The organism is Streptomyces sp. NPDC088794 (genome assembly GCF_044750545.1).
Lineage (GTDB): Bacteria > Actinomycetota > Actinomycetes > Streptomycetales > Streptomycetaceae > Streptomyces.
Genome location: NZ_JBIVKB010000017.1, coordinates 24,614 through 38,159 on the forward strand (window position 1 = coordinate 24,614; position 13,546 = coordinate 38,159).

General features: G+C 72.6%; 13 protein-coding genes. 8 read left to right on the forward strand and 5 right to left on the reverse strand.

The window, feature by feature from the left end; genetic code table 11:
• Window positions 1-87: 87 nt before the first annotated feature.
• Window positions 88-882, reverse strand: a complete 795-nt coding sequence (locus ACIP6U_RS37750; RefSeq protein ID WP_401727223.1) for a methyltransferase domain-containing protein — start codon at window positions 880-882, stop codon at window positions 88-90.
• A 212-nt stretch (window positions 883-1,094) separates the two neighbouring features.
• Here ACIP6U_RS37750 and ACIP6U_RS37755 point away from each other — a divergent pair, with 212 nt between their 5' ends.
• Complete coding sequence (locus tag ACIP6U_RS37755; protein WP_401727224.1) at window positions 1,095-2,222, forward strand: magnesium and cobalt transport protein CorA; 1,128 nt, start codon at window positions 1,095-1,097, stop codon at window positions 2,220-2,222.
• A gap of 113 nt (window positions 2,223-2,335) precedes the next feature.
• Here the strand turns inward: ACIP6U_RS37755 and ACIP6U_RS37760 are convergent, their stop codons facing one another.
• From ACIP6U_RS37760 to ACIP6U_RS37770, 3 genes are all read right to left on the reverse strand, one after another.
• Window positions 2,336-2,764, reverse strand: a complete 429-nt coding sequence (locus ACIP6U_RS37760) for a CBS domain-containing protein (protein ID WP_124004415.1) — start codon at window positions 2,762-2,764, stop codon at window positions 2,336-2,338.
• Between the two features lie 158 nt (window positions 2,765-2,922).
• Complete coding sequence (locus ACIP6U_RS37765) at window positions 2,923-3,318, reverse strand: PPOX class F420-dependent oxidoreductase (RefSeq protein WP_401727225.1); 396 nt, start codon at window positions 3,316-3,318, stop codon at window positions 2,923-2,925.
• Window positions 3,319-3,419: 101 nt separating this feature from the next.
• A complete protein-coding gene (locus tag ACIP6U_RS37770) occupies window positions 3,420-4,061 on the reverse strand; it encodes a uridine kinase (RefSeq protein ID WP_401727435.1) in 642 nt (213 codons plus the stop codon).
• 102 nt (window positions 4,062-4,163) lie between these two features.
• Between ACIP6U_RS37770 and ACIP6U_RS37775 the strand changes: the two genes are divergently transcribed.
• The 4 genes from ACIP6U_RS37775 (at window position 4,164) to ACIP6U_RS37790 (ending at window position 7,771) form a co-directional block, all read left to right on the forward strand.
• A complete protein-coding gene (locus ACIP6U_RS37775) occupies window positions 4,164-4,856 on the forward strand; it encodes a DUF2293 domain-containing protein (RefSeq protein WP_401727226.1) in 693 nt (230 codons plus the stop codon).
• 130 nt (window positions 4,857-4,986) lie between these two features.
• Window positions 4,987-5,475, forward strand: a complete 489-nt coding sequence (locus ACIP6U_RS37780) for a hypothetical protein (RefSeq protein WP_401727227.1) — start codon at window positions 4,987-4,989, stop codon at window positions 5,473-5,475.
• 161 nt (window positions 5,476-5,636) lie between these two features.
• Window positions 5,637-6,116, forward strand: coding sequence for a DUF1772 domain-containing protein (locus ACIP6U_RS37785; protein ID WP_401727228.1), 480 nt, complete (start codon window positions 5,637-5,639; stop codon window positions 6,114-6,116).
• A 167-nt stretch (window positions 6,117-6,283) separates the two neighbouring features.
• Entirely contained in the window at window positions 6,284-7,771 is a 1,488-nt protein-coding gene (locus ACIP6U_RS37790) for a glutamate synthase subunit beta (protein WP_401727229.1), read from the forward strand.
• A gap of 66 nt (window positions 7,772-7,837) precedes the next feature.
• Here ACIP6U_RS37790 and ACIP6U_RS37795 read toward each other — a convergent pair whose 3' ends face one another.
• Window positions 7,838-8,329, reverse strand: a complete 492-nt coding sequence (locus ACIP6U_RS37795; protein WP_401727230.1) for a carboxymuconolactone decarboxylase family protein — start codon at window positions 8,327-8,329, stop codon at window positions 7,838-7,840.
• Between the two features lie 46 nt (window positions 8,330-8,375).
• Here ACIP6U_RS37795 and ACIP6U_RS37800 point away from each other — a divergent pair, with 46 nt between their 5' ends.
• The 3 genes from ACIP6U_RS37800 to ACIP6U_RS37810 all read left to right on the forward strand — a co-directional run bounded on the left by ACIP6U_RS37800 (window position 8,376) and on the right by ACIP6U_RS37810 (window position 13,498).
• A complete protein-coding gene (locus tag ACIP6U_RS37800) occupies window positions 8,376-9,851 on the forward strand; it encodes a PLP-dependent aminotransferase family protein (RefSeq protein ID WP_401727231.1) in 1,476 nt (491 codons plus the stop codon).
• A gap of 387 nt (window positions 9,852-10,238) precedes the next feature.
• Entirely contained in the window at window positions 10,239-12,584 is a 2,346-nt protein-coding gene (locus ACIP6U_RS37805) for a PEP/pyruvate-binding domain-containing protein (RefSeq protein ID WP_401727232.1), read from the forward strand.
• Complete coding sequence (locus ACIP6U_RS37810) at window positions 12,581-13,498, forward strand: hypothetical protein (RefSeq protein WP_401727233.1); 918 nt, start codon at window positions 12,581-12,583, stop codon at window positions 13,496-13,498. Before ACIP6U_RS37805 ends, ACIP6U_RS37810 begins: the two co-directional genes overlap by 4 nt.
• The last annotated feature ends 48 nt before the right edge of the window (window positions 13,499-13,546 follow it).

Sequence of the window (13,546 nt, forward strand, 5' to 3'; positions counted from 1 at the left end):
AGGGCGGCGGAGCCAGGCGGCGAGGGCGGCGGAGCCAGCCATGAGAGTGCGGGCGGGCCCCCTGACCGCCCAACTCCCCTTCTCTTCCTATGCCTTGCGCCCCCACGCCGAGATCATCGGTGCCGTCGCCAGGTCCATGTCGCCGGCCGCGACATTGGCGAGGTGGCGGTCGATGTCCTCGTCGGTGGCGATGCCGGCGGTGACGAGTTGCTCGCGGATCTGGCGGACCGTCGCGGATTCCAGTGCCGTACAGGCCGGTGAGGTGAGCGGGAAGTAGGCGTCGGCCTCGACGCGGCGCAGTCCGGCCTCGCGGAGCAGCCGCGGGAGTGTGCGGCCGTAGGAGAGGTCGGCGCCCCGCTCGGCGAGGAGTTCGCGGAAGCCCTGCCGCAGCCGGTTGGCGAGCTGTTCCTCGGGACCGTGCTCGTCGGGGCTGGTCAGGGGCTGGAGGGCGGGGTCGGCGTCCTCGATCAGGAGGTGTCCGCCGGGGCGCAGGGCCTTGATCATCGAGTGCAACGCCCGTTCCCGGTCCGGCACATGGACCAGGACGAGCCGGGCGTGCACCAGGTCGAAGCCCTCCCCCGGCGGTTCCTCGGCGCCGACGTCATGGACGCGGACCGCCACCGGCGGACGGGCGGCCGGGGTCAGCCGGGAGGTGTCGATGTCGGTCGCGACGACCTTGCCGGTGGGGCCGACCTTCTTCGCCAGCCAGGACACCACGGAGGTGCCGCCGGCACCGACCTCCCAGCAGCGCCAGCCGGGTCCGATGCCGAACCGCTCGAGGTGGCGGAAGGTCGTGGGGTCGAAGAGGGCGGCGAAGGCGTCGAAGCGCTCCTGGGCCTCGGACTGCCGGTTGGTGAGGAGATACCCCTCGGTTCGCGTCATGCCGCGATCATCCCAGTTGCCCGGCTCGCCGGAAGCGGACGACGCGTGCAAACCCTTCGTCCACAGGCGGGAACAAAGCGGAACATTCTGTTCCCACAGGCTTACCCGTCGCTCACGCCGACCTGGCAAACTGGCCGACCGAGGCGAAGGAACACGGCGCGGGCCGTTGTTCCGTGCGTCAGTTCCGGGGAGATCCACGCAAGGAGATCCAAATGTCCATGGCAGGGAATCTGCGGAAGGTCACGAGCCTCGGCAGGGTCGGCGGCCTCCGCAAGGTGGCACGGCTGGCCAGGCGGCGCCCCCGCGTCGACCTGAGCCACCATGCCCGGTCTCCGCTGGGCTCCTCCGTGGTGAACTGCGTGACCTACCGGGACGGCGAGCGGGTGCCCGGCGGCAGCGATCTGGTCGACACCGTGCAGCAGGTGCGCAAGCACCGCGACGGATTCGTGTGGCTCGGGCTGCACGAGCCGACGGACCGGGAGTTCGCCGGTATCGCCGAGCTCTTCGACCTGCACCCGCTGGCCGTCGAGGACGCGGTCGAGGCCCATCAGCGCCCGAAGCTGGAGCGCTACGGCGAGACGCTGTTCGCGGTGTTCAAGACGGTCTGCTACGTCGAGCACGAGAAGCTGACGGCGACGAGCGAGGTGGTGGACACCGGCGAGATCATGGTCTTCGTCGGCGAGGACTTCGTGATCACCGTGCGGCACGGCCGGCACGGCTCGCTCGGCCCGCTGCGCGAGGAGCTGGAGTCCAGCCCGCAGCAGCTCGCCAAGGGCCCGGCCGCGGTGCTGCACGCGATCGCGGACCACGTGGTCGACGACTATCTGAGCGTCACGGACTCGGTCCAGGCGGACATCGACCAGGTCGAGACGGACGTGTTCGCGGAGAACGGCGCGCGGGCCGACCCCGGGCGGATCTACCAGATGAAGCGCGAACTGCTGGAGCTGAAGCGGGCGGTGGTGCCGCTCGCCCGTCCGATCGAGGATCTCGCCACCCGGCCGATCCGGGTGGTCGACCCGGAGATACAGGCCTACTTCAGGGACGTCTTCGACCACCTCATGCGGGCGAAGGAGCAGATCGCCTCCTTCGACGAACTGCTCAACTCGATCCTCCAGGCCCACCTCGCGCAGGTCACGGTCGCGCAGAACGAGGACATGCGCAAGATCACCGCCTGGGCCGCGGTGATCGCGGTCCCGACGATGGTCTGCGGGGTGTACGGCATGAACTTCGACCACATGCCGGAGCTGCACTGGAGGTTCGGATACCCGCTGGTCATAGGCGTGATATCCGTGTCGTGCCTGGTGCTGTACCGCGGCTTCCGGCGCAACGGCTGGCTCTGAGGCACGCGGTCACCGCGGGGGCAGCGGGGACGGACAGCGAGGGACAGCGGGGACGGTAGACGGAGAGGGTCGGCGGGCACCGTCAGCGGTACCCGCCGGCGGCCACGGTCCGGTCAGCGGGGGCCAGTCCTGGCGTAGACGCTCTCCGCCCAGGAGGCGATCTGCTCCTCCGTCAGATGCTGGGCGAGGTCGGCCTCGCTGATCATGCCGACCAGACGCTTGTTCTCGATGACGGGGAGCCGGCGGATCTGGTGGCTCTGCATCTCCTCGAGCACGTCGCCCACGTCGGCGCCCGAGTCGATCCAGCGAGGGGTGCCCTGGGCCATCTCGCCGGCGGTGATCTTGGCCGGGTCGTGGCCCATGGCCACACAGCCGACGACGATGTCCCGGTCGGTGAGGATGCCGCAGAGCCGTTCGTTCGCGTCGCTGATGGGCAGGGCTCCGACGTTCAGCTCACGCATCAGCTGGGCCGCGCGGTCCAGCGTCTCGTGGGCGGGGATCCACTGGGCGCCCCGGTGCATGATGTCTCCGGCGGTGGTCATGGAGTACCTCCTGATGCCGGGCGGCCGGCGCGGCGCGGGGAGCACCGCTGGTCCCGGCGCCCTACATTCTCGCCGCGCGACGGGACGGACGCACCCGGAACCGGGCGGTAACGGCGGGGCCGAACCGGGCGAGCGCGCGGTCGGGCGCACGGTGGCGCTCAGACCGAGAAGCCCACGATCTTCCGCGGGACGATGCGGATGATCACGCGCACCTCGTCGTCCTTCTCGCCGGGCGGGTCGATGCCGAGGTACTTGTGCGAGAGCTCGTAGGGGAGGCGCTTGTCCGGGTCCGGGAGGATCTCGGCGGTGCCGCGGATCTCGACCGAGGTGTAGGGGTCGGCGAGGTCGAAGACCGAGAGGCTGACACGGGGGTCGCGGCGGAGGTTGCGCACCTTCTGACGCCCGTCGGTGGAGGAGAAGAGGACGGTGTCACCCTCGCGCTTGATCCAGACCACGGAGTTCTGCGGGGCGCCGTCGGGGCCGAGGGTGGCGACACCGGCGAAGTTCTTGCCGTCGAGGAGGGCGCGGACCGGTTCGCTGAAGGAGATCGTCATGACGCCAAGGTAATTACATGCACGTGCATTGAAAAGCGATGGGAGCGATTAGCCAGCCCGATCCTCCGCTCAAAAACTCAACAATTCGCCGACTCACCGACTCACCCACTCCATGCCGGATGGCGTGGGTCGTCGGCGCGGACCAGGACGTCGGCGGTGGTGGCGGGGTCGGTCTCGTCGGTGTAGCGGTCGTAGGCGGGGAGGGTCCAGTGGTCGGCTTCGGGGGTGCGGCGGCGCAGGGCGCCGGGGGTGAGGAGGACGTGGACGGTCAGGTCGAAGGGGAACCAGTGGCGCAGCAGGAGGGGGCCGTGGAGCAACAGGAAGCCTCCGGGCGGGAGTTGGACGTGGGGGCTGCGGGTGGCGCGGTCGGTGACCGGGTCCCAGAGGTCGGGCAGGACGCGTCCGTCACCGCCGGGTTCGAGGGGGCCGAAGACCTCGCGCCACAGGGCGCCGGTGTCGAACCAGCCGTCGTAGTAGGCGTCCACGTCGTGACGGCCGTACTCCAGGCGCAGCGAGGCCGGGCGCAGGAAGCCCTCCGTGCCGACGGTCAGCGAGGGGCGGCCGTGGATGCGCAGCGCCTGTCCCACGCGTGCGGCGAGTTCTCCCGGCCGGGCCGCCGGGGCGCCGTCGAAGGCGATACGCGGCCAGGGGCTGCCGTCGGCCGGCTTCAGATCGAGCAGGCGCTCGGCGAGGAGGTCGCCGAGCCGGTCCCAGGTGATCGCTTCGAGTCGCACACGGCCCATGATGCGCCAGTCGCCGGGTGCGGTGCGGCGGCCCACGGCCGGAGCGAGCGGCACGGGCCCGCGGGGCGGGGTCACGGACCGGTCCGGGGGAATGACATACGTATGGCGCGTCTCGCAACTCCCCCGCACCGCACCGGACTTCTCGTCATCCAGCCGCTCAGGAGACGGCACTGCGCGGAGTGTCAGGCGGGACCGTTGGCGCTGCTGATGCTGGAAGAGGGGACGCCGAGGTGTCTGGACTGTGCCGACCTCGGGCATCTGGTGTTCCTGCCGCGCGGCGACACCGCGCTGACGCGCCGGTCGCGGGAGGAGAGCGGGCTTTCGGCGGTCGTGGTGCGGTTCAACCGGCGCAGGAGCCGGTACGAACGGCAGGGCGTCCTGGTCGAGGAGGCGGGGCTCGCCCGGGCCGAGGAACGGTGCCTGGCAGACGCGGAGGCAAGACGGCGGCGCCGGACACGGGACGCGCGACGGCGGTCGGCCGAGGACGAACGGTTCGCGGAGGCGTTCGCGGCGGAGATACGGCGACTGTTTCCCGAGTGCCCGGCGGAGCGGGCGCGGGAGATCGCCGGCCACGCGTCGGCACGGGGCAGCGGGCGCGTGGGCCGGAGCGCGGCGGGGCGGGCACTGTCCGAGGGGGCGGTGATGTCGGCGGTCGTGGCGTCCGTACGACACGTGGACACGCCGTACGACCAGTTGCTGATGAGCGGAGTGCCACGACACGAGGCGCGCCGGCGGATCGGGGCGGCGGTGGACGGGGTGCTGCGGGGATGGCGGGCGGAGGAGGCGGTCGGCTGACGATGCCGACGTGCCTCCGGGCGGGGCGGGCCGCGAACCAGCGAGGGAGGTAGGAGAGGGGTGTTCCCCTGTCTCTTTGAGCAAGGAAAACAGGGCTGCGTCGGCTTGGTGAGGTGGGCAGGATGGCGGAGTGGGTGATCTGCTGTGGGACGACGTCAAAACCTTCTTCGACCCTGATCTGATGGGGTCGCTACCGGACGTGCTTGTTCCCGAGACCTCGGTGGAGGACTGGCAGGCGGTCCTCGACCTGGCCGGTACGAGTGACTGGACGTGTCACTACTCCGAAGGCGAGACAGAACTCCGTGTGCCCCGGGCGGAGGTGGCGCTGTCCCGCCCCGCCGACGCCGAGCCACCGGTACTGCGGGTCTGGCCGACCGCCGATGTGTTGGCGGTCTTCCACTTCTACTCGATGGAGGAGATCGACTTCGATGTTGATCTGCGGGAACTTCAGGGCCAGGAGCGACTCGACGTGTTCTGCGGCTTCCTCACCTTGATCGGGCGACGGCTGGGCAAGCCGGTGGTGATGTATGGCGAGGGCGGCGCTCCCAGCCATCCGGTACTCGGATTCGATGTCGAGAGTGACCAGGTGGTTCTGTTGGCGAAACCGCAGGTCGGCTGAGCGCGGACAGACTGGGCCACAGCCAGGTCATGCCGGGTGGACGCTCGCTTATGTTCGCGAGGTCTTCGGGCATGGTCGATGGGGAGGTGCGGGGCTTCACTTGTAGGGGTGGTGGGAGGTGCCGGGCGGGGGCTCGGCCGATACGGGGAGTTGATGTTCGGATGATCGATGGACCGTACTTCGTGCTGGTGGTGCTGGGGGTGCTCGGGACCGGGCTGGTCGCCGGGGTCTTCTGTGGCTTCTCCACGTTTGTGATGAGGGCACTGGCCGCGTTGCCGAAGGCGCAGGGCGTGGCCGCGATGAACTCGATCAACGTGTGCGCGGTGCAGCCGCCGTTCATGCTCGTGTTCCTCGGGTCGGCGATGCTGTGCGCGGTGATCGCGGTGGTGACGTTCGTGCTGTGGCCGGACGAGGGGACGGTGGAGCTGCTGGTCGGCAGCGCGCTGTATCTGTTCGGCACGTTCGGGGTGACCATGGTGGCGAACGTGCCCCGCAACGACGCCCTGCTCAAGCTGGAGCCGGGCACCCCGGAGGCGGCGGCGTACTGGCCGACGTACGTGCGCGAGTGGACGATGTGGAACACCGTGCGCACGATCGCCTCGTCCGGCGCGGCGGTGGCGTATGTGCTGGCGCTCACCTGAGGGGGCGCTGAGAGCTTTTGGGCGGGGGCCTGGGAGAAGGCTGTGCGGAGGGGGCGGAAAGCGCGGTCCGTCCACTCTGCGCAGGTGGCCGATGGGCCGTATCGTGGCCGAAAGAGTGCCGCCCGATGACGCACGGCCTGTCGCATGCGGACGCAAGGAAGACGGCCATGGCCGATCCCAAGGGATTCATGACCACGCCTCGCAGAGACTGGCCCCGGCGGCCGGTCGAGGAGCGGGTCCGGGACTGGGACGAGGTGTACGTCCCGGGGGCGCTGCTGCCCATCATCGACAAGCAGGCCGACCGCTGCATGGACTGCGGCATCCCGTTCTGCCACGACGCCTGTCCGCTCGGCAATCTGATCCCCGAGTGGAACGACCTGGTGAGCCGGGACGACTGGCGGGCGGCGGCGGACCGGCTGCACGCGACGAACAACTTCCCCGAGTTCACCGGGCGGTTGTGCCCGGCGCCGTGCGAGGCGGGGTGCGTGCTCGCCATCAACCAGCCCGCGGTCACCATCAAGAACGTCGAGGTCGCCATCGCCGACCAGGCCTGGGAGCTGGGCCTCACGCCGCCCCGGCCGCCGGACCGGCTGTCCGGGCGGACGGTCGCGGTGATCGGGTCGGGGCCGACCGGTCTGGCCGCGGCGCAGCAGTTGACCCGGGCGGGGCACACGGTCGCCGTGTACGAGAAGGACGACCGGCTCGGCGGGCTGATGCGGTACGGCATCCCGGAGTTCAAGATGGAGAAGCGGCATCTGGAGCGGCGGATCGAGCAGATGCGGGCCGAGGGGACGAAGTTCCGTACGTCGACGGCGGTCGGGCGGGATGTGGGGGCGGCGGAGCTGCGGGCGCGGTACGACGCCGTGGTGATCGCGACGGGGGCGACCGCGTGGCGGGAACTGCCGGTGCCGGGGCGGGAGTTGGCCGGGATCCAGCAGGCGATGGAGTATCTGCCGCTGGCCAACCGGGTGTGTCAGGGGGACTTGGCCGAGTCCCCGATGTCGGCCGCCGGGAAGCACGTCGTCATCGTCGGGGGCGGTGACACGGGGGCCGACTGTCTGGGCACCGCGGTGCGTGAAGGGGCCGCGTCCGTCAGCCAGTTGGACATCTACGCCCAGCCGGACGCCGAGCGCGACGAGGACGCCGAGCCCTGGCCGACGTACCCGAGGATCTACCGGCTGTCGGCCGCGCACGAGGAGGCCGGGGATCTGGGGACGGCGCCGGCGGCGGACGCGGACGCGCGGCTGTTCGCGGCGTCCACGCTCCGCTTCACCGGCGACGGGAGCGGGCATGTGCGGTCGCTGCACCTCGTCGAGGTCGACGCGGAGCGGCGGCCGGTGGCGGACAGCGGGCGGACCCTGCCCGCCGACCTCGTGCTGCTCGCGCTCGGTTTCTCCGGGCCCGACCGGGCGGACGGGCTCGTCGACCAGTTGGGGCTTGCGATGGATCCGCGCGGGACGATCACGCGGGACGCCGGTTTCGCCACGAACGTCCCCGGGGTGTTCGCCGCCGGGGACGCGGCGCGCGGGCAGTCGCTGATCGTGTGGGCGATCGCGGAGGGGCGGGCGGTGGCGGCGGCCGTCGACCGCCATCTGACGGGCAGTTCGCGGCTGCCGGCGCCGATCGGGCCGTACGACCGGCCGATGACGGTGTGAGGCGGAGCCTGAACCTCCCGCCGGGCCGCAGCCTCACACCGAGCCTCGCCCTCACACGCCAGACCCTCAGCGGCGCGTGTCCGTGCCCGCCACCTTCGCTGTCGACAGCGCCACCCGGTTCCACGTGTTGATCGTGAGGATCAGGGAGAGCACGTGGGCCAGTTCCTGCTCGTCGAAGTGGGCGGCGGCCTGGGCGTAGACGTCGTCCGGGACGCCGGCGTCGGCCACGAGGGTCACCGCCTCCGTGAGGGCGAGGGCGGCCTGCTCGCGCTCGGTGAAGAAGTGCCGGGCCTCGCGCCAGACGGCGACCATGTGCAGCCGGTCCTCGCTCTCGCCGGCCTTGCGGGCGTCGTTGGTGTGCATGTGGAGGCAGTACGCGCAGTGGTTGAGGTGCGAGGCGCGGATCTGGATGAGCTCGACCAAGGCCGGGTCGAGGCCCTCGCGGGCGGCGGCGTCGAAGCCGACGAGGGCGCGGAAGACCTTCGGGGCCGACTTCGCGAGGTCGATGCGAGGTGCGGTGTCGGTGACCTGGGCGTTCGTGTTCGTGTTCGTCGTCATGTGACAAATCTACGAGCCGTAAAGACCCCCTGTAGGGTGCATTTCCATGGCGAGATCGTGGGTCAATTCCGCGGAGCGGATCGGGGCAGATCTGCATCTGGAGCTGTCCGGAAGCGGCGGTCGACGGGCCGCCCTCATCGACGCCCTGCGCGCGGCCGTGCGCGACGGTCGGCTCGCCCCCGGCACCCGGCTGCCGCCGTACCGCTCGCTCGCGGCGGATCTCGGGGTCGCCCGCAACACGGTGGCGGACGCGTACGCGGAGCTCGTGGCGGAGGGGTGGCTGACCGCGCGCCAGGGCTCGGGCACGCGGGTCGCCGAGCGGGCCCGGCCGTTGCGGAGCGAACAGCGGGCGCGGCCCCCGCGACACGCCGGGAACGGCCCCGTCACGGCACCTCCACGCGCGCGTGCGCCCCGGCACGACCTGCGGCAGGGCACGCCCGACGCGTCGGCGTTCCCGCGCGCGGCCTGGCTCGCGTCGTACCGGCGGGCGGTCCAGCAGGCGCCGAACGAGGTGTTCGGGCCCGGTGATCCGGCCGGGCGGATCGAACTGCGGGAGGCGCTCACGGAGTACCTGGCACGCGTGCGTGGCGTGCGGACCGCACCCGACCGGATCGTGATCTGTTCCGGCTTCGCGCACGGGCTGCGGTTGCTGTTCGGCCAGGGTGGCGGTGGGGTGCTGCGCGGGCCGCTGGCCGTGGAGGCGTACGGGCTCGGCTTCCACCGGGCGCTGCTCGGGGCGGCGGGGGTGCGGACCGTACCGCTGCCGATCGATGAACACGGCGCGTGTGTCGAGGGGTTGGGGCGGGAGCGGGCGGTGCTGCTGACGCCCGCGCACCAGTTCCCGACCGGCGGTCCGCTGCACGCGGAGCGGCGGGCCGCGGTGATCGACTGGGCACGCGCGCGTGGTGGGGTGGTTCTGGAGGACGACTACGACGGGGAGTTCCGCTACGACCGCAAGCCCGTCGGGGCGCTCCAGGGGCTCGACCCGGAGCGGGTGATCCTGCTCGGCTCGGTCAGCAAGAGCCTGTCGCCGGCGCTGCGTCTGGGGTGGATGGTGCTGCCGGAGCGGTACGTCGACAGCGTCCTCGCGGCCAAGGGCGAGCGCGAGGCGTGGGCGAGCGTCCTCGACCAGCTGAGCCTGGCCGACTTCGTGTCGTCGGGGTCGTACGACCGTCATGTGCGGCGGATGCGGCAGCGGTACCGGAGCCGACGCGACCGCCTCGTCGCGGCGCTCGCCGCGCACGCCCCGCACATCGAGGTCACCGGGGTCGCGGCGGGCCTGCACGCGGTGCTGCGCCTGCCTCCCGGCACGGAACGCTCCGCCCTCAAGGCCGCCGCCTGGCAGGGCGTAGCCCTGGACGGCCTCGCCGGCTTCCGTCACCCGGAGACGGACATGCCGGCCCGGGACGGCCTGGTCGTGGGGTACGCGACACCGTCGGAGCACGCGTACGGGGCGGCGTTGGAGGCGCTGTGCGGGGTGCTGCCGCCGGGGGAGGCGACGGAGGCCCCGACCGGCGGCTGAACCGAAGCGAACCGACGGCCCGCCGTCGGCGCGTTGCCGGCGCCTCCACCTGGCGGGACGAGGTGCCCCCGGATATTCCCGTACGGCCGGATGAGAAGCCGTACGCCTGCCGCTCGCACCTCCGGAGGAGACCGCGTGTACTACCTGCGGACGAGCCGCCCGGCCCCGCTCTCCTCCCGGGTCACGAAATCCGTCGTCGGGCGGCCGGAAGGTGGCCTGCGGGCGACTGGAATCGCAACGGCGGTGGGACCATCGGCGTAGGAGGCGAGTTGTCGTCGGGCCCGGAACGGTCCGGCCGTCGGCCCGCCCCCATCCTTCGTTCCGTCGTCAGGCGCAGGGCCACCCCCGCGCGTCCCCCCTGTTGGCGGTCGGTCCTGGAGGGTGTTGATGACGACGCTCGACGAACGTCATGGCGAGGGCGCGCGCGACGGGGACGGACCCCGGGGCGAGGTGGCCCTGGAGCGGGTCGAGGCGCGTGCGGCGGAGGGGGCGTTCCGCCCGGCCGCCGTCCCGCTCGATCACCCCGCCGCCGCCTTGCCCCGACTCGCCGGTTCCAAGGCGGCGAACCTCGCGCGTGCGGCGCGGGCCGGACTGCCCGTGCTCCCCGGGTTCGTGATCCCCGAGGGCGCGGACGGCGACACGGTCGCCCTGCGTCGGGCCTGGCAGGACATCTCCGACTCCGGTGCGCTGCCTCTGGTCGTACGGTCCTCGTCGCCGCAGGAGGACACCCAGGAGTCGTCCCTGGCGGGCCAGTTCGACTCCGTGCTCGACGTACGCGACTGGCCCGGTTTCCGTACGGCCGTGCGGACCGTGCTCGATTCGGCGCATCGGCCCGACGGGTCCACAGCGCCCATGGCGGTGCTCGTGCAGCCGATGCTGGCGGCTCGCGTGGGCGGGGTGATGTTCGGCGCCGATCCCGTGGAGGGACGCGCCGACCGGATGCTGGTGAGTGCGGTGCGCGGCGGGCCGGACACCCTGGTCAGTGGTGAACAGGCGGGAACCAACTACTGGTTGAGCAGGCGAGGGCGGCTGCTGCGTACCGAGCCGCCGACCGCCGACGCGCTGCTCACGCCCGCCGAGCTACGGCGGTTGGCGCGGCTCGCCCGCCGCGCCCGGCAGGTCTTCGGGGGGCCGCAGGACATCGAGTTCGGGTTCGCCGGGGACGGGAGCGAGGGCGGGGACGGGCGCAGGAGCAGGGGCGCGGACGGCGAACGGGCCGACCGGCTGTGGCTGTTCCAGAGCCGGCCCATCACCGCGATGGCGGTACGGCCGCCGCGTGGCGCCCGGTTGCTCGGACCAGGGCCCGTGGCGGAGACGCTGCCGGAGCAACTCCAGCCGTTGGAGCAGGACTTGTGGGTCACGCCCATGACCCGTGGACTGACCGCCGCGCTCGACATCACGGGCAGCGCGTCGCGCCGGCTGCTGCGGACGGTGCCGGTGGTCACCACCGTCGGCGGGTGGGCCGCGGCCGACCTGCGTCTGCTCGGGGCGACCGCGCCCAGGCACCGGTGGCTCGCGCTGCTCAACCCCGCGCCGGGAGCGCGGCGGCTCGGCGCGGCCTGGCGGGTGGGCCGCCTCACGGCCGCGCTCCCCGGTCTCGCCGCGGACCTCGTCGCCGACGTCGACCGCCACCTCGCCCAGATCCCGGCGCCCACCGGACTCCCCGCCCCCGACCTGGCCGCCGAACTCCGCTGGACCCGCGCGGTACTGGTCTCCCTGCACGCCCAGGAGGCCCTCGCCGGCGCCCTCCTGCACGACCACGAATCACCGACGACCCGTACCGCGGCGGGCGCCGCGCTGGCCGCCCTCGCGGAGACCCGCGCCAGAGGCATCCCGGACGATCAGGCGCCCACGGCGTCCCCGACGATCCTCGCCCTCACCGCGCCGACCCTCCGGGGACGCGGGCGCCTGCCTCAGGGGGATGCCTCGAACACCGGCGCCCGCCTCGACCCGCGTCCGGGCCAGGAGCCGCCGGCGGCCACGCCGACCCCGTCGGCCTCGCTGCCCACGCCCTCTCTCGCCCCCGTCCCCGACCCCGCTCCCGTCCCTGACCCCGCTCCCGTCACCCTCTCCCCTGTCTCCCCCCTCTCCCCCACGCCCTCCCTCCCGCCCCGCGAAGCCCTCCGCCTCCGCGTCCGGTGGGTTCAGGAGTTGCAGGTACGGCTGGTCCGGGAGGTCGCCCGGCGGTCGGGGCTGGCCCCGCAGCGCGTAGGGCTGTTGCGCTGGCCGGAACTGGTCGCCGTGCTCGACGGCGACCCGCTGCCCGGCGATCTCCACGCGCGCGTGCCGCAGGCCGAGTCGCCGCCGTTGCCGGATGCCTTCCGGCTGGCGGAGGGGGCGGTGGTCGCCGAGCGCACAGCCGGCGACGGCGACGGCAGGGGCGTGTCCGGCGGGCGGGTCGTCGGGACGGTCTGGGACGGGACCGGACCGCGCCCGCCGGACGCCGTGCTCGTCGTACGCACCCTCGACCCCGCCCTGGCCCCGCTGCTGCCGCGACTCGCCGGTCTGGTCGCGCAGACCGGCAGCCCGCTCTCCCATCTCGCGGTACTGGCACGGGAGTTCAGGCTGCCCGCCGTCGTGGGCGCGGCCGACGCGGTACGGCGCTTCCCGCCGGGGTCGCGGATCTCCGTGGACGGCACCACCGGTGACGTACGGACCGGGGACGGACGGACCGAGGACGGACGGACCGAGGACGTGCGGACCGAGGACGTGCGGACGGGAGACGGACGATGAGACGGATCGCGTACCTCTTCGGGAGCCTCGCCGCCGCCGGGGCCGGGACCTATCTCGTCGTGTACCTGTACCGCTGGCAGTGGCAGCGGGCCATCCTGTGCGGGATTCTCTTGCTGGTCGTCGAGGTGATGCTGCTCGGCATCGTGCTGCTGGGGCGGTTGGCCCGGATCGAGGAGCGGGTCAAGGAAAGCGCCGAGCGGCAAAGGGAGTTGACGAACCGTCAAGAAGACGTGCTGGTACGGCTGCGGCAGGGGCCCGTCGAGCGGGAGAGCGCCCGGTTCCGCTGGCTGGAGGACACCGCCGACCGGACGTACGTCTTCGTGCCCGTCCTCATGGTCACCGGCGTGCTCCTGTCCGGGCTCGCCTGGGTGGTGCAGCGGATCGCGTCCGCGACCGGTCGTCCGGCGGAACGGCGGCTCGCGGGCCGGCTCACCGTCCTGACCGCACCGGATCCCGCCACGGCGGGCGAGCTGGAGGACCGGCCCGCGCTGGGCGGCCGGCGCTCCAAGGGCTACACCGCGCGCGTGGCCGCCGTCGCCGTGGTCGGGGCGGCCCTGCTCGCCGGGCTCGTCGTCGGGCTCGCCGACCTCACCCAGACCCGGGAGCAGCACGAGAACGACAACGAGGCGACCTCCGTACTGCTCCAGGTCGACATGCGCGGCAGCGGCATGACGGCGGAACGCCGGACGCTCGCCGCGCAGCAGGTGTGGGAGCGCTGCCGGGACGCCACGTCCGTGCCGCTGAACCACGCGACCCTGGGCGACCTGGGGGACGGCGTGTACGCCGGGGTGGTGCGGCCCGCGCTCACCGAGCACGACCGGATGCGGCTGCGCGGCTGCCTGGAGGACACGAGCCTCGACCGCGCCCACCTCACGGTGGTCGGCATCGGAGACGCGGACGCGGACGACGACTGAGTCGCCCCACCTCCCTCACCTCCCTCGCCCCACCCCGCACACCCGTAC

Excerpts from the sequence above, each read along its gene's own strand:
- ACIP6U_RS37750 (WP_401727223.1), bottom strand. The coding sequence starts at position 882 with ATGACGCGAACCGAGGGGTATCTCCTCACCAACCGGCAGTCCGAGGCC.
- ACIP6U_RS37755 (WP_401727224.1), top strand. The coding sequence starts at position 1,095 with ATGTCCATGGCAGGGAATCTGCGGAAGGTCACGAGCCTCGGCAGGGTC.
- ACIP6U_RS37760 (WP_124004415.1), bottom strand. The coding sequence starts at position 2,764 with ATGACCACCGCCGGAGACATCATGCACCGGGGCGCCCAGTGGATCCCC.
- ACIP6U_RS37765 (WP_401727225.1), bottom strand. The coding sequence starts at position 3,318 with ATGACGATCTCCTTCAGCGAACCGGTCCGCGCCCTCCTCGACGGCAAG.
- ACIP6U_RS37770 (WP_401727435.1), bottom strand. The coding sequence starts at position 4,061 with ATGGGCCGTGTGCGACTCGAAGCGATCACCTGGGACCGGCTCGGCGAC.
- ACIP6U_RS37775 (WP_401727226.1), top strand. The coding sequence starts at position 4,164 with ATGGCGCGTCTCGCAACTCCCCCGCACCGCACCGGACTTCTCGTCATC.
- ACIP6U_RS37785 (WP_401727228.1), top strand. The coding sequence starts at position 5,637 with ATGATCGATGGACCGTACTTCGTGCTGGTGGTGCTGGGGGTGCTCGGG.
- ACIP6U_RS37790 (WP_401727229.1), top strand. The coding sequence starts at position 6,284 with ATGGCCGATCCCAAGGGATTCATGACCACGCCTCGCAGAGACTGGCCC.
- ACIP6U_RS37795 (WP_401727230.1), bottom strand. The coding sequence starts at position 8,329 with ATGACGACGAACACGAACACGAACGCCCAGGTCACCGACACCGCACCT.
- ACIP6U_RS37800 (WP_401727231.1), top strand. The coding sequence starts at position 8,376 with ATGGCGAGATCGTGGGTCAATTCCGCGGAGCGGATCGGGGCAGATCTG.
- ACIP6U_RS37805 (WP_401727232.1), top strand. The coding sequence starts at position 10,239 with ATGACGACGCTCGACGAACGTCATGGCGAGGGCGCGCGCGACGGGGAC.
- ACIP6U_RS37810 (WP_401727233.1), top strand. The coding sequence starts at position 12,581 with ATGAGACGGATCGCGTACCTCTTCGGGAGCCTCGCCGCCGCCGGGGCC.